Origin of the sequence: Pseudidiomarina sp. CB1 (assembly GCF_024752025.1) — a bacterium.
Classification (GTDB): Bacteria; Pseudomonadota; Gammaproteobacteria; order Enterobacterales; family Alteromonadaceae; genus Pseudidiomarina.
In genome coordinates, this window is the sequence record NZ_JANTPU010000003.1 from 153,392 (window position 1) to 179,706 (window position 26,315).

Below are 26,315 nucleotides of genomic sequence, written 5' to 3' on the forward strand. Positions count from 1 at the left end.
TAATACGCGGCTGCGAAAAGTCGTAATTGCCATCCAATGCCAATCTGGAGAATGATCTGTGGAGATAGTACGCGGCGCCCCAGCCCTATCTGAATTCCGAACGGAAAAGTTACTGCAACGCTTACAACAAGCTAATGTGCCTGTACGCGATATTTATGCCGAATACATGCACTTTGTTGACGTTAAAGGTGCGCTTGATGAAGCCGATCGGCATGTGCTGAAAAAACTACTGACCTATGGTCCGGCATTAGCGCAGCACTTACCAGAAGGGCGCTTACTGGTAGTGACGCCGCGTCAGGGGACGATCTCGCCGTGGTCATCAAAGGCGACAGATATTGCACACAATTGTGGTTTGGCACAAATCCGCCGCATCGAGCGCGGCATCGCCTACTACTTAGAAGGCGAATTCACCGCTGAACAGGTAGCGCAGGCCGAGGCGGTTTTGCACGATCGCATGACGGAAACCGTGCTGCCAAGCCTGCAAGAAGCTGAAGTATTGTTTGCTGCGGCCGAACCAGCCCCATTGGCATCCGTTGATATTCTTGCCGGCGGACGTGACGCGTTGCAACGTGCCAATATCGACATGGGATTGGCCTTAGCTGACGACGAAATAGACTATCTGTATGAAAATTTCAGTGCGTTAGGGCGTAACCCTAACGACATCGAGCTGTACATGTTCGCGCAAGCCAACTCAGAGCATTGTCGCCATAAGATTTTTAATGCCGATTGGACCATTGATGGCAAAGAACAGCTTAAATCGCTGTTTAAAATGATCAAAAACACCTTCGAAGCGACGCCGGATCATGTGTTGTCGGCCTACAAAGATAACGCTGCAGTCATGGTAGGTTCAGAAGCGGGGCGCTTCTATCCTTATCCAGCAGGTACCGCAGCCGCAGGTGAGTACAGTTATTTTCACGAGCCTGTGCATATTTTAATGAAGGTTGAAACGCACAACCATCCAACGGCAATCTCGCCATTTCCAGGCGCAGCTACCGGTTCTGGCGGTGAAATTCGTGACGAAGGTGCAACCGGTCGTGGTGCTAAACCGAAAGCGGGTTTAGTAGGTTTTAGTGTGTCGAATTTACGTATTCCTGGTTTTGAACAACCGTGGGAAGAGGATTTCGGGAAGCCGGATCGCATTGTCACGGCGCTGGAAATTATGCTCGAAGGCCCGTTAGGTGGCGCAGCATTCAATAATGAATTTGGTCGCCCAGCGTTGACGGGGTATTTCCGTACCTTTGAAGAGCGCGTCACCAGCCATAATGGCGAAGAAATTCGCGGCTATCATAAGCCAATCATGATTGCTGGCGGTATGGGTAACATCCGCGAGAATCACGTCGAGAAGGGTGAGATCCCAGTGGGTGCCAAATTAGTGGTACTCGGTGGCCCAGCCATGAATATCGGTTTGGGCGGCGGGGCCGCTTCATCCATGACTTCCGGCACCTCCAGCGAAGATTTGGATTTTGCTTCGGTACAACGTGACAATCCAGAAATGGAACGTCGTTGCCAAGAAGTCATTGATCGCTGTTGGCAGCTCGGTGAGAAAAACCCGATTGCGTTTATTCATGACGTGGGTGCTGGTGGTTTGTCAAACGCGATGCCGGAGCTCGTTAGTGATGGCGGTCGCGGCGGCAACTTCGAATTACGTAAGGTGCCGAATGATGAGCCAGGCATGTCACCTTTAGCCATTTGGTGTAACGAATCACAAGAACGTTACGTGATGGCAATTGCGCCCGAGCGTATGGATGTATTCGCGGCCATTTGTGAGCGCGAGCGTGCGCCTTATGCGGTGATCGGTGAAGCGACCGAAGCGGAGCACCTGACTTTAACGGACGCGCATTTTAACAACAAGCCGATTGACTTACCGCTGGATGTGCTACTGGGTAAGCCACCAAAAATGCACCGTGATGTGACTTCACAGCGTGCCGAAGGTTGCGAGCTCGATAGCAAGAATATTCAGCTTGAGGAGGCTGCCGAGCGCTTGTTGCGGTTGCCTGCGATTGCAGAAAAGACTTTTTTGATCACCATTGGCGACCGTACGGTTACCGGTCTAGTGGCCCGTGATCAGATGGTTGGACCGTGGCAAATCCCAGTAGCAGATGTCGCCGTCACTGCAGCCAGCTATGACAGCTATGCTGGTGAAGCAATGGCGATGGGTGAACGCACACCGTTGGCACTTTTAGACTTTGCAGCGTCGGCCAAAATGGCCGTTGGCGAAGCGTTAACGAACATTGCCGCCGCTGATATTGGTGATCTCAAACACATAAAACTCTCAGCGAACTGGATGGCGGCAGCAGGCCACCCTGGCGAAGATGCCGGTTTATATGAAGCTGTGAAAGCCGTGGGTGAGGAACTTTGTCCTGCATTAGGTTTAACGATTCCAGTGGGCAAAGATTCCATGTCAATGAAGACCCAGTGGCAGCACGATGGTGAAGATAAAGCCGTGACTGCACCATTGAGCTTGGTGATTACTGCCTTTGGGCGCGTGCGCGATGTACGCCGCACGTTGACGCCGCAGCTACGCACGGATAAAGGTCCAACCAAGTTGCTATTGATTGACTTGGGTGCAGGGCAAGCGCGCTTGGGGGGCTCAGCATTAGCGCAAGTGTATCGTCAGCTCGGCAAGCACGCACCAACGGTTGATAATGCAGAGTTGTTGGCTGGTTTCTTTAACGCTACCCAGCAACTGGTGCGCGAGAAGAAACTTTTAGCCTATCACGACCGTTCAGATGGCGGCTTGTTTGTTACTGTTGCCGAAATGGCGTTTGCGGGTCACTGTGGTGTCAATGTGCGCCTTGATGGCATGCATGAACACGACTTAGCTGCGTTGTTCAACGAAGAACTGGGCGCAGTGATTCAGGTGCGCAGTGATGACGTTGAGAAAGTACAAGCCGTTTATGCCGATGCTGGTTTAGCTGAAGTCGTAAACGTCATCGGTGAAGCTACTGACGAAGACGTGGTGCAATTCACTCGTGATGGTCAAGTTGTGCTTGAACACGCGCGCAGTTACTATCGGAGTATCTGGGCGGAAACCACCCATAAGATGCAACGTTTACGTGACAACCCAGCGTGTGCTGACGAGGAATTTGCGGCGAAGCAGAACACCAAGGATACCGGGCTGTTTGCGGATCTGAGCTTTGACAGTAGCGAAGATATTGCGGCACCTTATATCAATACCGGTCGTGATCCAGTGGTCGCTATCATACGTGAGCAAGGCGTTAACTCGCACGTAGAAATGGCCGCGGCGTTCGATCGTGCCGGCTTTGCTGCCATCGATGTACACATGAGTGATATTCTGAGTGGTCGTGTGAGCCTTGATAAATTCAACGGCCTCGTGGCTTGTGGTGGTTTCTCGTACGGTGACGTTCTCGGTGCCGGTGAAGGTTGGGCTAAGTCGATTCTGTTTAATAGCCGTGCGCGGGACCAGTTTGCGGCATTCTTTGAGCGAGAAAAGACCTTCGCATTGGGTGTCTGTAACGGCTGTCAGATGCTCTCGAATCTACGCGACCTGATTCCGGGTGCAGAAGCATGGCCACATTTTGTCACCAACCGCTCTGAGCGCTTTGAGGCGCGCTTTAGTATGGTTGAGGTGCAGGACAGCCCGTCATTGTTCTTTAAGGAGATGGCGGGTTCGAAAATGCCGATCGCAGTATCGCATGGCGAAGGCCGCGCTGAGTTTAAGGGAAACAACCTTGCTGAAGTGAAGGCAAAAGGCCTTGTCGCAATGCGCTATATCAACAATGATGGCAGCGTTGCTAGCCAGTATCCAGCGAACCCGAATGGCTCACCAGAAGGCATTACCGGCTTAACCACCCCAGATGGTCGTGTATCGATTATGATGCCGCATCCTGAGCGTGTGTTCCGCACAATTGCCAATAGCTGGCATCCAGATGACTGGAGCGAAGATAGCCCGTGGATGCGCATGTTCCGCAACGCACGTGTGTATCTAGGTTAAGATGTCTCGTTAAAATGAAGCTTAGCGAATAAGTAATAAAAAACCCGGCGTGAAAGCCGGGTTTTTTGTTTTCGATAGTGCGACTTAGAAGTCGTACTGGAAGCCTAGGCGAACACTCCAAAGTGATGGAGAGCCGGCACGGCCTTGGACCGAGTTGATACGCGGCTTAATGTCTTCAAACACCCATTGGTTTTGGTCGTTGATATCGACTTCGGCAACGTCAACTGAACGTGGGAAGCTTGCTTCGTACAAGACACCCCAGTCGTCGTTCAACATGTTGGTAAAGTTGTCTACGACAAAGTAGATGCTTGATTTGTGACCTTCCATGAAGCCTGGTAATTCTTGCTCAACTTTAAGGTCAACTTTGTGCCACCAGTCACTGTTGAACTCGTTACGTGGTGCGATGCCGCCCGCGTATTGATCAAGACCTGCTTCTTGGATGAACGCCAAGAACTCTTCGATCTCAGCGGTTGATAAGCCATCACCCCAAACAACGTTACTGTCGTTCATACCGTCTGGTACGTACAGCAATGAACGACCGCGAGTGATATCGCCCACTGGTGCATTCATGGTGAAGCTATACGGACGACCTTTGTTGGCAGAGCCAAATACACTGAACTTGGTATCATAACCGCTCAGCCATTCTGCCGTATAAGTGCCACGGAAGGTGAAGCGATGCGGGATCTCATAGTTCGAGGTTGCAATGCCTGGATTTTCTGCGTCTGCTGTCGCTACACTTGTGTAGTTTGAGTAGGCTACAGAGCTGGTCATTGGATTCACGTCTTCAGCTTTGTTCCAAGCATAAGCAAGTGACCAATCGAAGCCCCAGTCGTGCTCTTTAGAAACTGCGAAGCTGATGCTGGTTTGGTCACCGGCATCACCATCGACGTTGGTCAGCAAGAATGCATCTGAGCCGCTACGAGAGTAGATTGGACGACCGTCGGGTGCCGTGCCTGATTGGACCGCACGTAAATCACGAATGATTGCGGCATCTTGCTTACGCGTGTGCAAGAAGTCGGCCATCAATACGTAGTCATTTTCAGTAACGTAGGTTGCGCCAACTGCGAATTTCCATTCATTTGGAATGTCGAAGCTTGGGTCTAATGCATTAACCGGACCACGACCTGCTGCTTCAGCAACTTCGTCGATCATTTCCAATGGGATATCAATAATCGGACTACCGTTGCCATAATCAAGATCGTCGAACATGTTGACGTCGAAACGGTTTGCTTCGTAAAGGGTCACACCATTGTTCGAATAGTTGTTCGACAACCAAACGTTCGGGTTACCACCTGAGTACAGACCAAAGCCACCACGAACTTCTAATTGGTCATTCACGACCCAGTTCACACCGACTCGGGGCTGTAACAACCCTTCACCATCTAGTGTTGCGGTGTTGGCATAGCCATAAGTGTCGAGGAATGACTGGTTTAACGCTGGTGCATCGCTGGTGGTGTACCAGTCGTAACGTAAACCCATTGTCAATGTCAGATCATGATCAATGAAGTAGTACTCATCCTGTGCATACAGCGTGTTGACAGCGTATTTGAATTGCGCAGCGCCATCGTCAGGGTTATTCGTACCTGCAGCGTTCTCATAAATCAAACGGTCAACGAAGCCGGCTTCAAAGTCATCGATTGAGGCGAAGCGATGCTCACCTTGGGCTTCTTGAATGAACAAGTTGAAGACGTCATAGCTTTCGTATTCATACCCAAAAGTGAAGGTATGGTCGTTGAGCAGGTAGGTCCCAGAGAGCTTATAGAAAACAGTGTCATAGGCCAGTTTGTTAGCATGACGCGAGTCGTCCGCACCAAGGTAGATGGTCGCGCCGTTGTGACGAATTTGCACTTCGCCGATTTCGTTGCCACCTAAAGGCATCACTGAGTTTTCAAGTTCTGAGTAGCCAGCACGAAGCTCGGTCGAGAAGTTGTAAGTCCAGTCAGAGTATAGCTGCGCAACGTACGAGTTAAACTCAGCACCACGTGAATAGAAGTGGTTTGAGAACTCGAGTTCGTCGTCGTCACCATCAGACTCAGCAATTGAGTAGCCATCATTAAAGTTATAGGTGAACTGTGCACGATGGTCTTGGTTGATGTACCAGTCGATCTTCGCCAAGAATTTTTCATCTTCTACGGGCAAGCTCGACGGGAAGCCACCTGGCTCAAAACCGTACACATCGCGCGCGATGCCTGCGATACGGTCAAGGTCGGCCTGCGTTACACCAAGGACTGGGGTCGCCACATTGGCATCTTCAGGACCGCGGTCGAAAGTATCAGAACCTTCAAGCTTCTCATAAGCTACAAAAGCAAAAAGTTTATCTTGAATCAGCGCACCACCGCCGTTAAAGCCGTAGCGTTTTTCATTGAACGCACCGACGTTCACTGACTCGCCTTCCAGCTCGTCGCCAGTAAGTGAGTCGTTGGTGTAGTCGAAGAAGACACTACCAAACAATTCATTCTCACCCGATTTGGTAACGGCGTTGATGTTACACGCGGTAAAGCCACCGTATTGCACGTCAAACGGTGCCAACTCTACAGCCACCTGTTCGATCGCATCGTACGAGAAAGGCATACGTTCGGTTGGGTAACCGCTCGAGTTCAAACCAAAGTTGTCGTTGGTACGCACACCGTCAACAGTTAGGCTGTTGAAACGTGGGTTCGCGCCACCACATTGAATATCGCGGGCGTTGGTTTCGTTGATGTAGATACGTGGGTCGATTTGTACCACGTCTTTGATATCACGATTCGCTGCCGGCTGCTCTTGTAGGTCGCTCAAGCTAAAGTTGGAAGCTGGGCTGCTTGAACCTGAAGTCATGGTCAAGCGACGGCCTGAAACTTCGATGCGTTCAACACTTTGTTGCGCAATTTGCACGCTGACGTTTTCAGTTTCACCAAGTGTGAGGAAAACGTTCTCGATAACTTCGCTGTTGCCCTGATTGTCAGTGACCGTAAGGGTGTATGGACCACCAACCGCAAGACCACGTGCTGAAAATAAGCCGTTAGCGTTTGCTGTTAAAGTGGTGCTGGTGCCGGTGCGCTCATCACGCAGAGTCACATTAGCGTTAGCGATAGTCTGACCAGTGTTCTCACTGGTGACCACGCCGCGGAGACTAGATGACGTTTCTTGCGCCGTTGCGGTTGCCGACAAGCCAATGGCGAGTGCGACCGCAGCAGCAATACGACTAGGTTTATTATTCAACATGATGTTGCTTTCCTGGGTTGTGGTTAGAACAAATTGTCGTTATTGGGTGTCAAATCCTAATTAACTTCTATGACAGTTTGATGAAATAGTAGTCAAAAAATAATCAATGCACACTTTTTTCTTCACGTTTCTTGTTCTTTGCATGTTCACGTTTTTTACGGAAAAAACTCTGCAAGATCGCAGCTGACTCTTGTTCGAGTACACCGCTAATCACCTCGACTTTATGGTTCATCGTGTCGTGGTTGAGAACGTCAATAGCCGTTCCAGTAGCCCCTGTACGCGGGTCGCTCGCGGCGAACACTAAGGTTTTAATGCGTGCGTGCGTAATGAGTCCAGCACACATGGCGCAGGGCTCTAGAGAAACGTACAGAGTGGTATCGACTAAACGGTAATTATTGAGAAATTGCCCAGCAGCGCGAATGGCTTGGGCTTCGGCATGAGCTGAGGGGTCACTGAGGCGAATAACTTCGTTATAGCCCTCACCAATGATGCTGTCATTGGCGACCACGACAGCACCAACAGGCACTTCACCGATAGCTTCGGCTTGCTGTGCAAGTTCAAGGGCGCGACGCATGTAACGTTCGTGGTCCATTAGCGATCTCTTAAATAAGAAAGCAATATGGCGCGCATTCTAAAAAAAAGCCCCCGCAAATGCGAGGGCTTTTTGTACATTTCTGTACTTTTTTACGTTCCAGTTGTTAGCAACTGGCTTAGAAGCGGTAGCGGATACCGATCTTCGCCTGCCACGTTGAACGCTCTGGAAGATAGCGAGTTGGTGCTTGCGTGACCAAGTCGAAGGCACGGTTGTTGTACGGCGTACCGTAAACATATTGGCCGTCATCGTTGATGTAAGCACTTACCAATTCACGTACGTTGTCACCGTATGGTAATACGTGTTTCTGACCAGCGTCTTTATCAAAAATAGCGATCAGGTTACGTACGTTGATGTACAACTCACCTTTGTGGCCTTCAGCAAACCCAGGAAGCTCTTGGGTATATTTGAAGTCCAAGTTAGTGGTCCATGGACCGCGTTCAGTGTTACGTGGCAAGTATTGACCTTCGTAACCTGTTAGGCCTGCGCGTTGGAGGTACTCCATAAATTGGTCGTAGCCAAAGCCATCTTCATATGCAACTGCTGGGTCATCAGCGCCAGTTGGAATATATGGCAAGTAAACTGATGAACGACCCAAAGGACCAAACGGCTGGTTACCAAAGCTTACGTCGCCGTAGCTATCGTACACGTAGCCCCAAGGACGACCAGAGTAACGTTCCCAGAACAGCCCGAAGGTAGAGGTGTAACCGTTAAAGATTTCAGTCTTATAGGTTACGTCCGCCATGAAGCGGTGCTCGACTTGGTAAGACGCAGTACCAGGACGAACGTTCTGACGATCCAATGCTACTGGATAACGATAGTTTGACAGTGCAGTACTTGAACTACCAGCTACAGCTTCTTGGATATCTTGGTTGGTGTAGCTAGCACGCATACTCAAACCGTTATCCCATGCTTTACCGAGCGTTGTCGTAAAGATTTGGCTCTTACCACCGTCACCATTGGTTAACATGAGGTCATAACGTTGTACGAAGCCATGATCACCAACACCGCTAGGTGTGTGGTTATCAAGTGGATCGTCGACCACGTAGATAATACGACCGCCGTCTACGGTGGTGCGTGGGTCACCATTCTCGTCTAACAATGGTACGCGAGTTAAGTCTTTCCACTGAACATCATCTTTACGACGAGTGTAGATGTACTCAACGCTTGCAAACCAATCATCGCCAAGTACTGGGATGCTGATGTTGTTGAAGTCAACAGCTAAACTTCCGCGCCAATCAGAAGGCAGGTCAAAGTCAGGATCAATGGCGTTTACATAGCCATCGGCAAGCAAACCGTCTTGGACTTCTTGCGGAACTTGAGTCGGATCAACGTTGTCGAAGAATACCGACCAAGGAACATCAGCCAAATAACGGTCAAACTGCGAGAAGGTCATCCCGTTATTGGTGTACGAGTTAGATACCCAAACATTTGGTCGGCCACCAGCGTAGCGCCCAAATCCACCGCGCAGTTGAGTATCATCGGTTAATTGATATTTGAAACCCATTCGCGGAAGGATCAAGTCCTTACCATTTAAGTTTTCAGTATTTGCAAAACCATAACGGGCCGCAAAGTTAGGGTTATAGATCGGCTTATCTTCAGCGTGCATGCGTTCATAGCGCACACCAAACATAACCTCAAGATCCCAAGTCGGCTGCCATGTATCTTGGATATACAGTGCTTGTGTACCTTGCGTGAAGTTCGCTGCGGCATCGTTGATATCGCCGGTTAAGCTTCCAGCATAATAGAAGTCACCCGCCTCTCGGTTGCGGAAATCTTCGATACTGTCGAACTCCCATGAACCTAACGCGTTCTGTACGAACAAGTTATAGATGTCGGTTTCTGAGAACGCATAACCGAAACCAATAGCGTGGTCACCCAGCAGGTATTCACCGTTAGCTTGGAATTCGATAGTGGTGTTTTCGCCTTCGTTGGCGTGACGTGAATAGTCAGGACCAAATTCGATAGCGTTACGACCGCCAACTTCCACGGTAACCATACCCATAGTACGACCGTTCAAAGGATCTTGAATCGCTTCGACGTTTTTGTGTGAAAGTTTAATGTCGCTCGAGAAGTTTGAGCTCCAATTTGAGTAAACCTGTACCGCATAAGCGTCAAGGATTTGCTCATTGTTGTACCAGCTTGATGACAACGTCAATGTGCCGTCACCGCCATATTGGTTACGAATCGAGTTACCGTCGGTGCGCTGATAAGTGAAGGCTGCACGGTGTTCGTTGCTGATGTTCCAGTCAAGTTTCACGAGAAGTTTGTTATCTTCTTCGTCTGCTGGAATATCCCAGCCGCCAAGCTGAGCATCAGTTAAACCGTAGATGTTACGTGCGATATCGAGAACTTCGTTAAGTTCTTCGGTAGTAATGTTCGCAATGTTAGCTGCATCTGAACCGATAGGACCACGGTAAGGTGCATTGCTCTCGTCTTGGGTTTCATAGTTCACGTAGAAGAACAATTTATCTTTAATGATTGGGCCGCCAAGACCAAAACCTAAAGTCTTCTCTTCATAGTCAACATTTGGTGGTAACGCATCTTCATCATAAATAGAAGCTTCTGCGTCGCCAGCCAAGCTGTCGCTGGTGTACTGATAAAAGATTGAACCAGTTAACTCGTTGGTACCCGACTTGGTTACCGCGTTAACTTTAGCACCGGTAAAGTTGGTGTCTTTGGCGTTGAAAGGTGCAACATCAACAGTGATTTGCTCGATCGCATCGATTGAAATCGGTGAACCTTGGGTTGGATAACCGTTGTTGTTCAAACCGAAGTCATCGTTCTGGTTGATGCCATCAACAGTGATAGAGTTGTATTTCGGGTTGTTACCCGCAACTACTAACTGGTCGCCGTCGCCTAACTGCGTAGCAAGTGGGTTCAAACGCACGATTTCTTTCAAATCACGGCTATAGGTTGGCAATGATTCGATTTGCTCTTCACCAAACGAGCTGCTTGAGCCGTTATTCAACTGTGCGTAGTTGATGGCCTGGCCCGTAACGCTAATGCGTTCAACGTTAGCAGCTTCAAGTTGTGCATTTAGGCGGAAAGTTTCGCCAAGCTTCAAGAACACTTCTGAATACTGTGCGTCTTGATACACGTCGGAATCGATAGTGATGCGGTAAGGACCACCAACACGTAAACCGCTAGCGATGAAGCTACCGTTATTATCAGTGTTCACCTGAGTGCGGCTACCTGATGGTACGTGTTCGATGACAACAGTGGTATTGGCTGCGCCGCTACCTTGTGGTCCAAGAATCTCGCCTCGCATTGAAGCTGAGGTGTCTTGTGCTACCGCTGTCGCTGAGGCAAAGCCTAAGGCAATTGCGACGGCACTTGCGGTGCGCGAAAATCGCAGAGATGTACTCATCTTTCTTAATTTCCTGGGTTGTGGTTTAAAAAAAATCTTGAAAGGCAATACCGCTTGATGTTGAGCCTTGTGAATTATGTCTACGCTTTTATAACACTAGCTTGTGTCAAAAATGTGACAGTATTTTAATCAACTTTGCTCGTAATTGCACCGATAAAGTGGAACTAATACAGTAAAAATATGTCATAGCGGCTCTTCAAATGTTGCAGGAATGTCTATGAAGCCTATTCTGTTCGGTGTTGTAGCTTTATTCGCTTTTTTCTTAAATGGGTGTGATGTGCCAAAAAAAAATTCTAAACCGCCGGTAACCCTGCGGGTCGCTACTTTTAATGTCAGCATGGATGCATCGAATTACCTGCCCGCAGAAAAATGGCAAAGCGAAGGGGCAGATGCTTTGCCCACGGCTCTCGCACAGCAACATCCGCAGGTTCGTGCCATCGCCGAAATCATTCAACATGTGCGGCCAGACATTATCGTCTTGAACGAGTTTGACTACCTACCTGATGCACAGGTGCTGGAGATCTTTCGTAACGAGTTCTTAGCCGTCAGTCAAAATGGTGAGGCCCCGATCGATTACCCGCATAGTTTTACCGCTCCGGTGAATACGGGGCGTGCGAGCCCATTTGACCTTAATCGCGATGGCGAAGCGAGCGGCGTAGGCGATGACGCTTGGGGCTATGGCAACTACGAAGGTCAATACGGTATGGCGGTACTATCGAAATACCCGATAGATCAGGCCGCAACGCGGACCTTTCAATTTTTTAAATGGCGCGACTTACCGGGCGCCTTGCAGCCGTTAGTGCCGAATACCCACGAGAGTTGGTATAGCCCTGCTGCTTGGGCACAAATGCCGTTGAGTTCTAAGTCCCATTGGGATGTCATGCTCGACGTTGAGGGGTATCCGTTACACCTCCTCGTAAGCCATCCGACGCCACCGGTGTTTGACGGCGACGAGAATCGCAACGGTCGTCGGAACCATGACGAGGTGCGTTTTTGGCACGAGTACGTCGGTGACCTCGACACCCAATATATCTACGATGATCAAGGTCGTCGTGGCGGCTTACCTGAGGCGCAGCGTTTCATCATTGCGGGTGATTTGAATGCTTCGATTGAAAGTGCGGATAACGTGCCGGGCACCATCGAGCAATTGCTCGAACACCCAGCTGTACAAGGTGATTTTGTACCTGAGAGTGCGGGTGGCAAGGCGCATACTCCGGACAATCCATTGGCGGCGCAGCATACTGCAGGTTGGCGTAAACGGGCGGACTATGTACTACCGTCCAGCTATGGTATTCGCATCATCGACGGAGGCGTGTTTTGGCCCACCAATGCGGAAGCGAAAGCGGACTTGGTCGCCGACCGTGAGCGTTCGTCGGATCACCGTTTAGTGTGGCTTGACATCCAATTGCAGTAATTTTCACAAAAATGTCGTAGATTCATAAAACTGTCATAAAGTAACGTAATAATGACGCTGCTTAAAAACGACTAGGTGAAGCACGATGTCACGAAAAATTCTGATTGTTGAAGATGAAGCGCCGATTCGCGAAATGCTTAGCTTTGTCATGGAACAGCATGGGTACCAAGCAGTTGAAGCGAACGATTATCAAGTTGCTTTAGAGAAAATTGTTGAGCCGTTCCCCGATATGATTTTACTCGATTGGATGTTACCGGGTGGTTCAGGCATTCAGTTAGCGAAGAAACTGAAAAGCGATGACTTTACCCGCAGTATTCCGATTATTATGCTGACGGCTCGCGGCGAAGAAGAAGACAAAGTGCGCGGCCTCGAAGTGGGCGCCGATGACTACATTACCAAGCCATTTTCGCCGAAAGAACTGATGGCCCGTATGCGTGCGGTGTTTCGCCGCGTATCGCCTACCGTTTTGGATGAACCTCTTGAAATAGAAGGTTTAAAGTTAGATCCCATTTCACACCGTGTGAGTGCCTTTAATGATCGCCTGGATATGGGGCCGACCGAATTTAAATTACTTCACTTCTTTATGACACACCCTGATCGCGTGTATAGTCGTGAGCAACTCCTCGATAATGTTTGGGGCACGAATGTCTACGTTGAAGACCGTACCGTGGATGTCCATATTCGCCGTTTACGTAAAGCTATCGAAATGCATGGCCACGACCGCTTGGTGCAAACTGTGCGCGGTGTGGGCTATCGATTCTCGCCACGTTAAAGTAGTGGCGACCGCAAGGGTAGGGCTCAATGGATAAGCGTTTTTCCGCAGTGTTTATTCTGCGCGGCTTCCTTTGGTATGTCGTGCCTTTAGCTGTGCTCGGCTGGCTGTTTGGTTATTTATGGCAAGTATTGAGCCTTGGCCTGATAGGGATTCTGGCTTGGCATTATTTCTACCAATACAAGTTGGTGGATTGGCTGTGGCACCGTCGCACCATGTTGCCGCCGAGTGCGCCCGGCAGCTGGAGTTATATCTATGATGGTATTTACCGCACCCAGCGGCGCAGTCAGCAACGGCGTCGCGCTTTAGCACGCATCTTACGCCGTTTCCGTGAAGCTTCTGAAGCTATTCCAGATGCCGCCATCGTGTTTCGTCGTGATGGCGGACTGATTTGGTGTAACAAGCTTGGGCAATTCTATTTCGGCTTAAAGTGGCCTGCCGATACCGGTATTCGTTTATCAAACTTAATTCGTCACCCCGAGTTTATTGCTTACCTGCAAAAAGGAGATTTTAGCGAAGCAATGTATTTGCCATCACCGGTGCGTGAAGACATCGAACTTGAAGTTCGTGTGATGCCCTACAGCGAAGATCAGTACCTACTGATGGCGCGTGATGTAACGCAACTGCGTCGATTAGAGCAAATGCGCAAAGATTTCGTCGCGAATGTTTCCCACGAATTAAAGACGCCATTAACGGTGATTCAAGGTTACCTTGAAATGCTTGATGATGACGTTAGTGCAATGCCTCCGGCATTAATGCAAAAAGCAGTCACCGATATGAGCGGGCAGTCAAAGCGTATGCGCAACTTGGTTGACCAACTGTTGTCGTTATCGCGTATCGACTCAGCTCGTGGTGATATTTTTGAGCGTGCCGTTGCGGTTCCCGACCTTTTACGCCGCATTCAGCAAGACGCCGAGCAGCTTAATCAAACCAAACAGCATAACTTACGCTTCGAGATTGCGGCCCAGAGCATGTACGGGCGTGAAGACGAGCTACGTAGTGTGTTTGCCAACTTAGTAACCAACGCCATTCATTACACGCAACCGGGCGGCACGATCACCGTGCGCTGGCGCCCAGTGGGCAAACAAATGGAGTTCAGTGTTACCGATAATGGTCCTGGTATCCCTGCCGAGCACATTCCTTTGTTGACGGAACGTTTCTATCGCATCGATAAAGACCGCAATAGCAGCAAAGGAGGTTCTGGGCTTGGCCTTGCCATTGTCAAACAGGCTGTTGAAAATCACCACTGTAAGTTAAACATCGACTCGGTAGTTGGCCGCGGTTCGACCTTCAGCGTGCGCGTTCCAGAGGAGTTGGTAATCACGCCTTCCTAGGCATGACAAAAAAGTGGCAGAAATATGACAAAAAAATAGAAGCTGTCATCAAAGTGTCACATTGACCTACTAAAATTCCCAGTGTTCATTAAGCAAAGCTAAGTTTTAATCCACTATTTTTGGCACTGACCTTAGCACTGACACTTGGAGTCATTATGAAAGTTAAATCAGTACTTCTTGCTTTAAGCGTAGCTGGCTTGGTAGCAACCTCTGCCCACGCCCAAAAAGCGACTGACAACCTCCCTGAATACGAGAAAGTAAGTGGTCTTTCTGGCAACCTTTCTTCTGTTGGTTCTGACACACTCGCCAACATGATGACCTTTTGGGCAGAAGAATTTAAACGTCTGTACCCGAACGTAAACATGCAAATTCAAGCTGCTGGCTCGTCAACTGCGCCACCAGCGTTAACTGAAGGCACTTCAAACTTTGGCCCGATGAGCCGTGGTATGAAATCGAAAGAAATCGAAGCCTTTGAAAAGCGTCACGGTTATAAGCCAACACCTGTTCGTGTAGCAATCGATGCCTTGGCGGTTTTTGTACACAAAGATAATCCAATCGAAGGCATGACCATTGCCCAGCTCGACGCTGTATTCAGTAACACCCGTTTGTGTGGCGCTACTGAACAAGTTCAGCGTTGGGGCGACTTAGGCTTGACTGGTAGCTGGGGCAACCGCGACTTGCAACTTTATGGTCGCAATTCAGTCTCAGGCACTTACGGTTACTTCAAAGAAATCGCGTTGTGTGATGGTGACTTCCGTGCCAACGTCAATGAACAACCAGGTTCTGCCTCAGTAGTACAGTCGGTTTCAACGTCGTTGAATGCGATCGGTTACTCAGGTATCGGTTATCTGACTTCTGGTGTGAAAACTGTACCTTTGGCGGTTGAAGAAGGTGCTGAGTATGTAGACGCAACCACAGAAAATGCGCTTGCAGGTAAGTACCCACTCTCGCGTTTCTTGTACGTTTACGTAAACAAGCATCCGAACAAGCCGCTTGACCCAGCCACCGCAGAGTTTTTGAAAATGGTGCTGTCGAAAGCTGGTCAGGTCATTGTTGACAAAGACGGTTACATTCCATTACCTAAAGTTGTCGTTGAGCAAGAGCTCGAAAAGCTCGGCTTGAACTAAAAAGAGCGCTATTTGCTATTCGCTGTTCGCTGTTTGAAAAAGCGAACAGCGTTTTTTTTGAGCTGGTGGTAGCCCGTGGTTCTACCACGGGGATTCTCGAAGTCAACGATCATGGTCAAAACGTCAGGTTTGACCCGTGATAGAACCACGGGCTACCCGAATCTCGGCCAGCAGTATTTCAATAAATTTCAGTTTTATGACGGTACTGTAACAATACTGTCATACTTTTCTACTATACTGCGCGCAATGAAATTTCTAACTTGCACAACCACTCGAGGTTATGATGGCGGCAGCAAAACCCTCTTTGGGAGCCAGCAATTATCGACTGATTAAAGATCGCGCGGCGCGCTGGGGCGTAAGCCTAGGCGGCGTGATGGTTTTAGTCGCATTGTTGCTCATCTTCTTCTATCTGCTCTATGTCATTGAGCCGATTTTCCGTGGCGTTGAAATCAACCATCAGCGTAGCTTCCAAACACCAGCCGAAAATGTCGTGGCAATGGGCATGGAAGAGCAATCGGAAATTGGTTATCAATTTACCGCAGATGGTGAACTCGTCTACTTTGCTTTACGCGCGAAAAAGGGTACCGAATGGGAGCCTGGTAAAGAGCTCATGCGTACCGCGGTAACCGCGCAAAAGCCGACGGCATTTACCAAAACTCAGCCACAAAATAACCGCTATGCGTTTGCCGTTCCTGGCGGTGCTGTGCGCATTATCGAGCCGAAATTCTCGAGCCGCTTTATTGACGGTGAAATGTTTGTTGAGCCGCGCGAAGTTGAACTCGACGCACGGGAACTACTACAGGTTGATCCGCAAGAAAACGACATCGTTAAACTTGCCTACGAATATGATGGCGAGTCTAAGCTGTTTGCGGCGCAAACCGCTGACGATCGAGTGCTCGTAAACTTCATGCAGGCGAAACGCAACTTTTTAAGTGGCGAAGTCGAAATGGAGTCGAAAGTAAGTGAATTGCCGATTAATGGCGGCGTAGATCAACTGCTCGTGACGCCAGATCTGCGCCAAGTGATGGTGCGCCAGAACAATCGCTTCTGGATTTTTGATGTGACCCGCACCGGTGCTGTAAAAGAGCGCCAACTGATTAATGTGGATAGCCGTCGATTTGGTGAAGTCACCTCGATGAGCTTATTGGCTGGCGCCAGTTCGGTATTGTTTGGCCATGCCAACGGTAAAATCACCCAGTGGTTTGAAGTGGCTGGCGATGATGGCCGTCGCTATCAGTTTATTCGTGATTTCCAAGCAGCAGAAAGTGCGATCACTGAAATCGTTGTTGAATACTATCGTCGCACCTTCTACACCATTGTCGAAAACGGCGAGGTGGGCGTCTTTCACACCACTTCTGAAGCTGAGCTTTATCGTGGTCATCCGGATGCGTTCAAAGCTCAAAACTTGGTGATTGACCCGCGCGCAAACACCCTATTGATGCGCGAAGGGCAGCAACTGCATGTTTTTAAGCTCATCAACGAACATCCAGAGGTGACGTGGAGCGGCCTGTGGCAAGAAGTTTGGTATGAAGGTTACCCAGAGCCGGACTACGTGTGGCAGTCGACCTCAGGCTCAGATGACTTTGAACCTAAATTCAGCCTCGTACCGATCTCGTTCGGTACCATCAAGGCCGCGGCCTATGCGATGTTGTTCGCGGTGCCCATTGGTCTTGCGGCGGCCGTTTACACTGCTTACTTTATGTCACCGAGCGTGCGCAAAGTAGTGAAACCTACCGTGGAAATCATGGAGGCACTGCCGACCGTTATTCTAGGTTTCTTGGCGGGTCTTTGGCTGGCTCCGTTGGTGGAGGCCTATTTACCGGGGATCATCGCGGTCATTGTGCTGGTGCCGCTGGCGATCATTCTATTCGCCATGCTCAGCTCGGTGCTACCACAGGTTATTCGCTCACGTTTGACCGATGGCAGTGCGGCGTTGGTTTTGGTGCCCTTGGTGGCCTTCGTAGGTTGGTTGTCGTTCCAGTTGTCACCGGTTATCGAGAACGTGTTATTCGACGGCAATGTGCGTCAGTACCTGACCAATGAGCTTGGCATTACCTTTGACCAGCGTAACTCGTTGGTGGTCGGTATTGCGATGGGCTTTGCTGTTATCCCGACCATTTTTTCGATTGCCGAAGATGCGGTATTTAGCGTGCCAAAACACTTGTCGAATGGTTCTTTGGCGTTGGGCGCGACTACGTGGCAAACCTTAACCAAGGTGGTGTTGCTCACCGCGAGTCCGGGGATCTTCTCGGCGGTGATGATGGGCTTAGGCCGTGCCGTTGGCGAGACGATGATCGTTCTCATGGCCACCGGTAACACACCGATCATGGATTGGAATATCTTTGAAGGAATGCGCACCCTATCGGCCAACATTGCCGTTGAAATGCCAGAGTCTGAAGTTGGCAGCTCGCATTACCGCATTCTTTTCTTAGCAGCCTTTGTGCTCTTTGTTTTCACCTTCGCGTTTAACACGGTGGCCGAACTTGTTCGTCAGCGTCTGCGCGATAAATACAGCTCGATGTAAGCGAGAGGATTTCCATGAAGCAATGGTTTAACTCAGGAAAACCCTGGATTTGGCTCACCGCAGGTTCTGTGAGTATCAGTCTGATCGCGGTTATCGGGCTGCTGATTCTGATTGGTTGGCGTGGTCTGTCATTCTTCTGGCCAGCACAAATCCATGAGATGGACGTGCGGGCGAATGATGGTTCGATTTCGACCATTATCGGTGAAGTCTACGACACTGAAACGATTCCGCTGGAACGACTGAAGGAATCAGGTGTTCAGCTGGATGACTTCAACGAAGTGGCGCTCGACCGTTGGTTGATCAAAATCGGTAACCGTGAATACGTACCGTTAGACTTTACTTGGGTACTCGAGCCGCAAATCGTGCGCGATGAAACCCCAGCGGACTTGGCTAAGCTCGAACGCTCGAAAGACGGTAACTTTTATGGTTATGTGGTCGATGTGCTGGAAAACGGCGAGTCAGTAGCGAACGGTGAGAACGTTCGTGCAGTACTTGAGCAGCGAATTGAACGCGTGGTCGAGATCAACGAGCAAGCCGCCGACCTGCAAGACAGCGAAATCGGCGCGATTAACTATCAGCTCAACCAGCTGCGGCTCGAACGCCGTGCGCTGGAACTTGAGGGCCAACTTACTGAAGCTGAAGAAGCACGCATTAGTGCTGCTGAGCAACAGCTGCGTGAAGACTACAAAGTTCTGGAAGAAGAGCTCTTCGCATTACGTGACCAAGCGAGCCGCGACGAAGTGGTGATGCGCGACATGCGTGGCGTTGAAGTCACATTGCCGATGTACCGTATGCTGGCGGTGTATTTTCCGAACGACATGAATCTGGTGGAAAAGCTCGGCCATTTCTTTGTCCAAATTGGTAAGTTCGTGAGCGAAGACCCACGTGAAGCAAATACCGAGGGCGGTGTATTCCCGGCAATTTTTGGTACGGTATTTATGGTGCTGTTGATGTCGGTTATTGTGACGCCATTCGGGGTAATTGCGGCGATTTATCTGCACGAGTACGCCGGTAAAAATGCGATTACTCGACTGATTCGTATCGCCGTGATTAACTTGGCGGGTGTACCGTCGATTGTTTACGGGGTATTCGGCTTAGGTTTCTTCGTCTACATGGTCGGTGGTTCGCTTGACCAAATCTTCTACCCAGAAGCCTTGCCGAGTCCGACGTTCGGTACGCCTGGTGTCATGTGGGCGGCGATTACCTTGGCGATTTTGACGTTACCGGTGGTGATTGTCTCGACCGAAGAAGGTTTATCGCGCATTCCAAGCACCTTGCGTGAAGGTAGCTTGGCGCTCGGCGCGACCAAAGCTGAAACCTTGTGGCGCATTATTATTCCAATGGCCTCTCCGGCAATTATGACCGGTCTCATTTTGGCCGTAGCGCGTGCCGCTGGTGAAGTTGCTCCGCTGATGTTGGTCGGTGTCGTGAAGTCGGCGCCAATGTTGCCGGTGGACGGTAACTTCCCGTACTTCCATCTGGATCGCAAATTTATGCACTTAGGTTTCCACATTTATGATGTTGGTTTCCAGAGTCCAAACGTTGAAGCGGCGCGCCCGCTGGTTTACGCCACCTCGTTCCTGTTGGTAACGGTGATTGTTGGCTTGAACTTAACGGCCATTGGCGTGCGTAACCATTTACGTGAAAAGTATCGCTCACTTGAGCATTAATTAACGAAGCAGAAGCGAAAAGGTCTTACTATGATTTCGGTAACTCCGACAAACAATCAGGCTGAGAGCCTCGATTTAGAAAATTTAACGGCGGATCAAACCGCTATGGAAATTCGCAATTTGAATCTGCACTACGGCGATGCTCAAGCTTTGCATGATATTTCCATGGCGATCCCACGTAACCGTGTGACCGCCTTCATCGGCCCATCGGGCTGCGGTAAGTCTACGTTGTTGCGTTGCATTAACCGCATGAACGATTTGGTTGAGATTTGTAAAATTACCGGCGAGATCCGTTTGCACGACAAAAACATCTACGACAAAGATGTCGACGTCGCTGAATTACGTCGTCGTGTAGGCATGGTATTCCAGCGCCCGAATCCGTTCCCGAAGTCAATTTACGAGAATGTGGTCTACGGTATGCGCTTGATGGGTGTGAACGACCGTCGTACCTTAGATGAAGTGGTCGAACGCTCATTGAAAGGCGCAGCGCTTTGGGAAGAAGTGAAAGATCGTCTAAACGCCAGTGCTTTCAGCCTATCAGGCGGTCAGCAGCAACGTTTGGTGATTGCACGTGCTATCGCGATTGAGCCAGAAGTCTTGTTGCTCGATGAACCAACGTCGGCACTAGACCCGATTTCAACACTGACGATCGAAGAGTTGATCACCGAGTTGAAAGAAAAATACACCGTGGTGATTGTGACGCACAACATGCAACAGGCGGCACGGGTTTCTGACCAAACTGCGTTTATGTACATGGGTAAGCTGATTGAGTATGCGGATACCAATACGCTGTTTACCACGCCAACGCAGAAGCAGACCGAAGATTACATCACGGGCCGATACGGCTAAGAGGAGCTGAATCATGGATAAATTAAATACTGGTAGGCACATTTCCGGCAAATTTAATGACGAACTCGATGCCGTCCGTACCCAGGTCATGAACATGGGCGGCTTGGTTGAGCAGCAATTACGTGACTCGCTGGTCGCGATTGAAAATTCGGATCACGAGCTCGCCGAGCAAGTCTTACAGCGCGACTACAAAATCAATGCGTTGGAAGTGCAGATTGACGAAGCCTGTGTGCAGATCATTGCCAAGCGTCAGCCTGCCGCTAGTGACCTGCGTTTGATCATCGCGATTTTCAAAACCATCGCTGACTTAGAGCGTATTGGTGATGAAGCCGAGCGCATTGCCCGCGTGGCCCTTGAGAGTTTCAACAACGACCAGCAGCAGTTTTTGGTCAGCCTTGAGAATCTTGGCCAGCAGGTGTTGGCGATGTTGCATGGCGTGCTTGATGCCTTTGCCCGCATGGACCTCGATAGTGCTTATGAAGTGCATCAAATGGATGCCCAAGCCGACCGTCAATACGAAGGCCTAACGCGTCAGTTGATGACTTACATGATGGAAGATCCGCGTGGCATTCCGAAGGTCATGAATGTACTTTGGTCAGCGCGTTCACTCGAGCGCATCGGTGACCGTTGCCAGAACATCGCTGAGTACATTATTTTCTTTGTCAAAGGTAAAGACGTACGTCACGTGTCGCCAGAATCCATGGCGCGCACCGTGGGGCGGCCGCAACCGAAACAAGAAGACTAAGCGCTGGAATATCCAGAAAGCCGACATTAAATGTCGGCTTTTTTATTAGTAGAGGACGCGCGCGCGAATGGTGCCTTCAATGGCGCGCATTTGCTCGAGCAAGTCGTCGGCGATGGTGCTTTCTTCTGGTGTGTCGACGTCAATGACCACGTAACCCACTTCGCTGTCGGTTTGCAGGTACTGACCGGAGACGTTGATGTTCTGCTCGGCCATGATTTGGTTAATTTTGGTCAGCATGCCCGGGCGGTTTTGGTGAATATGCAGCAAGCGACGGGCGCCGTGGTGCGCTGGCAAAGACACCTCAGGGAAATTAACTGCCGACAAGGTGGAGCCGTTGTCAGAGTAGTGGGCCAGTTTGCCTGCCACTTCAACACCAATGTTCTCTTGTGCCTCTTGGGTCGAGCCACCGACGTGCGGTGTCAGAATACAATTGTCGATGCCGCGCAATGGCGACTCAAAGATGTCGTTGTTGCTGCTAGGCTCAACTGGGAATACGTCGATGGCTGCGCCGCCTAAGTGACCGCTGCGCAGACTGGCGGCCAAATCTTCAATGTTGACCACGGTGCCGCGTGAGGCATTGATCAGCAACGCACCTTTTTTCATCTTGGCAAGCTGCGGGGCACTGATCATCCATTGGGTTTGCGCCGTTTCGGGAACGTGCAAGGTCACGACGTCGGCTTGTTCCAGCAGCGCATCGAGGGAACCTACCGAGAGGGCATTGCCCAACGGCAACTTGGTTTCGATGTCATAAAACCGCACTTGCATGCCGAGCTGTTCGGCTAAGATACTCAACTGACTACCGATATGGCCGTAGCCTACAATGCCCAACACTTTACCGCGCGCTTCGAATGAGCCATTCGCCGACTTGTCCCAGCCACCGCGATGGGCTGCAGCATTTTTCTCGGGCACGCGGCGTAACAACATAATAATTTCAGCCAAAACCAGTTCGGCAACGCTACGGGTATTCGAAAACGGTGCGTTAAAGACTACCACGCCATGACGACGGGCCGCCGCCAGATCCACTTGGTTGGTGCCAATACAAAAACAACCGACGCCAATGAGTTTTTCGGCCGCCACAAAGACCTTTTCGGTTAATTGCGTGCGTGAGCGAATACCTAAAAAGTGTACGTCTTTAATACGCTCGCAGAGTTCTTCTTCACTAAGTGAGGTTTTCACATACTCAATCGAGTCATAGCCCTGTTGTTTGAGTACGTTCACGGCACTCTCGTGCACCCCTTCAAGAAGAAGAATTTTAATCCGATCTTTGGCGAGCGATACTTGCGTCATGGTTGTTTTTACACCTTACTTCAAAGTTTCAATACCAGCGTCACTGGCCACGATAACAACGTCTGCGCCACGTTGGGCAAACAGGCCATTGGTGACCACGCCGACAATATTATTGAGCTGCTGTTCTAAATGGATAGGGTCAACAATGTCAAAGTTATGGACATCAAGGATCCAATTGCCGTTATCGGTGGTTACACCTTCGCGCCAAACTGGATCACCGCCGAGTTTGACGATTTCACGCGCCACATAAGAACGGGCCATTGGAATGACTTCAACAGGGATTGGGAAGCGGCCGAGACGGCCCACTTGTTTACTCTCATCAACAATACAGACAAACGTATCGGCCACCGCCGCAACGATCTTTTCGCGGGTGAGGGCAGCGCCGCCGCCTTTGACCATGCGTTTGTGCTCATCGATTTCATCGGCACCATCAACATAAATAGGGACTTCGCTGACGCTGTTGAGGTCGACGACGCGAATACCGTGTTGCTTTAAACGTTCGCTCGAGGCTTCTGAGCTGGAGACTGCCGCTTCAATGTCGTGTTTGATAGTGGCGAGGGCATCAATAAAAAAGTTAACCGTAGAGCCGGTACCGACACCGATGATGGCTTGCGGTGGTAGATTCGCTTTCACGTAATCCAGCGCAGCTTGTGCAGCCTTTTGTTTTAATTCATTTTTTTGTTGTTCAGATGAGGTAGCCATGCCTGCTTCCTAGGTGAGTGGGCTATGGCTTTTCAGTATACATTTTTAGCTTCTAAAGTCCCATACTTTTGTCGGGGTGATGACCCTAGGTAAGGGCACATCCCACGCTTCACAGGGCAGTCGCTCAACGAACTGGCAGTCATAGGCTAAACCGATAGGCTGTAAGTTCGGGTACAAGCCGGCGCGCCAACCCGCAAGAGTGCGATCGTAAAAGCCACCACCCATGCCCATGCGGTTGCCTTGGGCATCAAAACCGACCAAAGGAACCAGCAGTACGTTGAGTTGTTGCAACGGCACCACCCGCTGACATTGCAGCTTGGGTTCCGGAATGCCGTAGTTGTTGTGGCACCATTCGCTGTGTTCGTCAATGTGCAGCATCAGCAGGTGATGATGCACGATAGGGTGCAGCACGGGGAATGCAAGGTGATGCCCGCGGTGCTGTAGTGCTTGATTGAGCGCATGGGTTGGCAGTTCAGCGCGCACACTATAGTAACTGCCTATGGAGCAGGGTTGCTGGAGTTCTGCGAGAGCAAGTACGCGTTCTTCAATAGCTGCAGCAGCCTGCTCACGTTCTGCGGCGCTAAGCTGTTTCCGCGCGGCAAGCAACTCACGGCGCAATTGCTGTCGGCTGGGCTGGCTGCTATTCTGGGTGAATTGTCTGTTCATAGAGTGATTTATAGCATGTTGAAACGGGTTCTGACTACGCTAGTTTTGTCTACATTAATGTCTTCGCAGCTGCTGGCGGCACCGCCCAAAGCACCGCCACGTGGCGATCAAGGCGAAGGCCCCTACGACCGACTCATTTTGCGTGGCGTGAATCTGATCAACGGTGAAGGCGCACCGATGCAAGGCCCGGTGGATATCGTGATCGAGAACGATCGCATCAAAAATGTGGTCAGCGTGGGTAACCCTGGCGTTCCCATTCTTGAGCAGCGTCGCCCGAAGGCTGCGCCTGGCGATAAAGAACTCGACTTAACCGGACATTATGTACTCCCCGGCTTTATTGACATGCATGGGCACATTGGCGGCTCTGCCGATGGTATTCCTGCCGAGTACGTACTGAAACTATGGTTGGCCCACGGCATTACCACCGTGCGCGAACCGGGCAGTTTTAACGGGCTCGAGTGGACCAAATGGCACCAAGAACAGGCCGCGCAAAATACCATTGTTTCGCCGCGTATTATTCCGTATCTCGGTTATGGCATGAACAGCGACGAGCCGATTTTTAAGCCAGAGCAAGCGCGTGAGTGGGTGCGTGACATTAAACAAAAGGGCGCAGAAGGTATTAAGTTCTTCGGTGCGCGGCCGGAGATTATGGCGGCGGCCCTTGATGAAGCTGAGAAGCAGGGCCTTGGCACCATGATGCACCATGCACAGCTCAATGTGGTGCGCACCAATGTGGTCGATTCGGCACGCTTGGGTCTCGACAGCATGGAACATTGGTATGGCTTGCCGGAAGCGCTGTTCACCGAGCAAGTGATTCAGGACTATCCAGCCGACTACAACTACAACAACGAACAAGATCGCTTTGCCGAGGCAGGGCGCTTGTGGAAGCAAGCGGCTGAGCCAGGCTCAGAGAAATGGCAACAGGTACGCGATGAGCTGATTGCGCTCGACTTCACCATTAACCCGACGTTGACCATTTATGAAGCCAGCCGCGATTTAATGCGCGAGCGCCAAGCCATTTGGCACAACGAATATACCTTGCCGCAATTGTGGGAGTTCTTTGAACCAAGTCGCTATGCGCACGGCTCTTATTGGTTCGATTGGACCACCGATGAAGAAGTCGCATGGCGCAAGAATTACCAAAAGTGGATGGCGTTCCTGCAAGATTACAAGAATCACGGTGGGCGCATTACCACAGGTTCGGACGCTGGTTATATCTACAAAATCTACGGCTTTGGTTTGATTCGCGAGTTCGAATTATTACGCGAAGCGGGCTTCAATGCTTTAGAAGTGGTGCAGGCGGCAACTTTGAATGGTGCCGAAGCCTTAGGCCTTGAGCATGAAATTGGCTCAGTGGTGCCGGGCAAAAAAGCCGATTTGGTGGTGGTAGCTGAAAACCCGTTGGCGAACTTTAAGGTCTTGTACGGCACAGGGCACTTTAAACTGAACGATCAGAACGAGCCTGTGCGCACCAAAGGCGTTCGTTACACCATTAAAGACGGTATCGTTTATGATGCGCAAGAGTTATTAAGTGATGTGCGTCGCTTGGTCGCCGAAGCGAAGGCAGACCAAGAGTAAATGAAGGGAAAAGGGTGATCACCCAGGATGCCGCTGCGTGCTTTGGCCCTTGAACCCACTGGTTCAAGGCGGGGCGCAAATCAACGGCCGTAGGCTTCTCGATACATGTCGAGCTTGCACAATAGCCGGTCAGTGAGCCCCTTTACTGATGACATCGGCTCAGGGACATTAGCGTGCTGGCGCACATCCCAGGCGATCCTAACTTTTTACTTTCGCCCTGGACGCTGCTCGCTCGTGACTTGCTCCAGGGTTTCTTGCAGCAACTTAATCTTTTCTTCCAGCTCTTGAATGCGTTGGCGCTGTTCATGCTCGAGTTTGCTGCTCTCGTGGCTTAAATTTAGCGCCGCCATCACCGCAATTTGCTCCGGATGGCTGAGCTTGGTGGCTTGGCGAATATGCTCAAGCTTGTCATTCAGCTTGTCTGCTGCTTGCTGCAACGCAACTTCCTGCCCTTCAGGGCAATTCACTTTGTAGTGACGGTCCATCAACTTGATGTCCATGGTGCGTTGAGTCATTGCACAGTTTCCTT

17 protein-coding genes and 1 other RNA gene are annotated in these 26,315 nt (G+C 50.3%); 10 read left to right on the forward strand and 8 right to left on the reverse strand.

What is annotated here, in order from left to right; translation table 11 throughout:
• Nucleotides 1-58: 58 nt before the first annotated feature.
• Nucleotides 59-3,955, forward strand: a complete 3,897-nt coding sequence (purL, locus tag NV375_RS11925; protein WP_258808409.1) for a phosphoribosylformylglycinamidine synthase — start codon at nucleotides 59-61, stop codon at nucleotides 3,953-3,955.
• A gap of 84 nt (nucleotides 3,956-4,039) precedes the next feature.
• Here purL and NV375_RS11930 read toward each other — a convergent pair whose 3' ends face one another.
• The 3 genes from NV375_RS11930 to NV375_RS11940 form a co-directional block, all read right to left on the reverse strand.
• Nucleotides 4,040-7,156, reverse strand: a complete 3,117-nt coding sequence (locus NV375_RS11930) for a TonB-dependent receptor (RefSeq protein WP_258808410.1) — start codon at nucleotides 7,154-7,156, stop codon at nucleotides 4,040-4,042.
• Nucleotides 7,157-7,259: 103 nt separating this feature from the next.
• Complete coding sequence (tadA, locus tag NV375_RS11935) at nucleotides 7,260-7,748, reverse strand: tRNA adenosine(34) deaminase TadA (protein WP_258808411.1); 489 nt, start codon at nucleotides 7,746-7,748, stop codon at nucleotides 7,260-7,262.
• A gap of 118 nt (nucleotides 7,749-7,866) precedes the next feature.
• Nucleotides 7,867-11,118, reverse strand: a complete 3,252-nt coding sequence (locus NV375_RS11940; RefSeq protein ID WP_258808412.1) for a TonB-dependent receptor — start codon at nucleotides 11,116-11,118, stop codon at nucleotides 7,867-7,869.
• 217 nt (nucleotides 11,119-11,335) lie between these two features.
• Here NV375_RS11940 and NV375_RS11945 point away from each other — a divergent pair, with 217 nt between their 5' ends.
• The 8 genes from NV375_RS11945 to phoU all read left to right on the forward strand — a co-directional run bounded on the left by NV375_RS11945 (nucleotide 11,336) and on the right by phoU (nucleotide 21,553).
• Nucleotides 11,336-12,532, forward strand: a complete 1,197-nt coding sequence (locus NV375_RS11945) for an endonuclease/exonuclease/phosphatase family protein (RefSeq protein ID WP_258808413.1) — start codon at nucleotides 11,336-11,338, stop codon at nucleotides 12,530-12,532.
• Between the two features lie 85 nt (nucleotides 12,533-12,617).
• Entirely contained in the window at nucleotides 12,618-13,304 is a 687-nt protein-coding gene (phoB, locus tag NV375_RS11950; protein WP_126773808.1) for a phosphate regulon transcriptional regulator PhoB, read from the forward strand.
• Between the two features lie 29 nt (nucleotides 13,305-13,333).
• Nucleotides 13,334-14,638: a phosphate regulon sensor histidine kinase PhoR gene (gene phoR / locus NV375_RS11955; RefSeq protein ID WP_258808414.1), complete on the forward strand. Its 1,305-nt coding sequence runs from the start codon at nucleotides 13,334-13,336 to the stop codon at nucleotides 14,636-14,638.
• A 155-nt stretch (nucleotides 14,639-14,793) separates the two neighbouring features.
• Nucleotides 14,794-15,765, forward strand: a complete 972-nt coding sequence (locus NV375_RS11960) for a PstS family phosphate ABC transporter substrate-binding protein (RefSeq protein WP_126773804.1) — start codon at nucleotides 14,794-14,796, stop codon at nucleotides 15,763-15,765.
• Between the two features lie 280 nt (nucleotides 15,766-16,045).
• On the forward strand, nucleotides 16,046-18,289 hold the full coding sequence (locus NV375_RS11965; protein ID WP_405035623.1) for an ABC transporter permease subunit: 2,244 nt from the start codon (nucleotides 16,046-16,048) through the stop codon (nucleotides 18,287-18,289).
• Nucleotides 18,290-18,303: 14 nt separating this feature from the next.
• A complete protein-coding gene (pstA, locus tag NV375_RS11970) occupies nucleotides 18,304-19,959 on the forward strand; it encodes a phosphate ABC transporter permease PstA (protein ID WP_258808416.1) in 1,656 nt (551 codons plus the stop codon).
• A 30-nt stretch (nucleotides 19,960-19,989) separates the two neighbouring features.
• Nucleotides 19,990-20,808, forward strand: a complete 819-nt coding sequence (gene pstB, locus NV375_RS11975) for a phosphate ABC transporter ATP-binding protein PstB (protein WP_258808417.1) — start codon at nucleotides 19,990-19,992, stop codon at nucleotides 20,806-20,808.
• A gap of 13 nt (nucleotides 20,809-20,821) precedes the next feature.
• On the forward strand, nucleotides 20,822-21,553 hold the full coding sequence (phoU, locus tag NV375_RS11980) for a phosphate signaling complex protein PhoU (protein WP_258808418.1): 732 nt from the start codon (nucleotides 20,822-20,824) through the stop codon (nucleotides 21,551-21,553).
• Between the two features lie 45 nt (nucleotides 21,554-21,598).
• Here phoU and serA read toward each other — a convergent pair whose 3' ends face one another.
• Genes serA through NV375_RS11995 form a run of 3 tightly spaced genes read right to left on the reverse strand, consistent with a single transcriptional unit; the run spans nucleotide 21,599 to nucleotide 24,208 of the window.
• The gene (gene serA, locus NV375_RS11985) at nucleotides 21,599-22,840 is read right to left on the reverse strand and encodes a phosphoglycerate dehydrogenase (RefSeq protein WP_258808419.1); all 1,242 of its coding nucleotides are present in this window, start codon (nucleotides 22,838-22,840) and stop codon (nucleotides 21,599-21,601) included.
• Nucleotides 22,841-22,855: 15 nt separating this feature from the next.
• Complete coding sequence (rpiA, locus tag NV375_RS11990; RefSeq protein WP_258808420.1) at nucleotides 22,856-23,542, reverse strand: ribose-5-phosphate isomerase RpiA; 687 nt, start codon at nucleotides 23,540-23,542, stop codon at nucleotides 22,856-22,858.
• Between the two features lie 45 nt (nucleotides 23,543-23,587).
• A complete protein-coding gene (locus NV375_RS11995; RefSeq protein ID WP_258808421.1) occupies nucleotides 23,588-24,208 on the reverse strand; it encodes a 5-formyltetrahydrofolate cyclo-ligase in 621 nt (206 codons plus the stop codon).
• 57 nt (nucleotides 24,209-24,265) lie between these two features.
• Here NV375_RS11995 and NV375_RS12000 point away from each other — a divergent pair, with 57 nt between their 5' ends.
• A complete protein-coding gene (locus tag NV375_RS12000; protein ID WP_258808422.1) occupies nucleotides 24,266-25,786 on the forward strand; it encodes an amidohydrolase family protein in 1,521 nt (506 codons plus the stop codon).
• 15 nt (nucleotides 25,787-25,801) lie between these two features.
• On the opposite strand, the gene ssrS is transcribed toward NV375_RS12000, so the two are convergent.
• Nucleotides 25,802-25,984: non-coding RNA, 6S RNA (ssrS, locus tag NV375_RS12005), on the reverse strand.
• An 8-nt stretch (nucleotides 25,985-25,992) separates the two neighbouring features.
• A complete protein-coding gene (locus NV375_RS12010) occupies nucleotides 25,993-26,301 on the reverse strand; it encodes a cell division protein ZapA (protein WP_126773785.1) in 309 nt (102 codons plus the stop codon).
• Nucleotides 26,302-26,315: the final 14 nt, after the last annotated feature.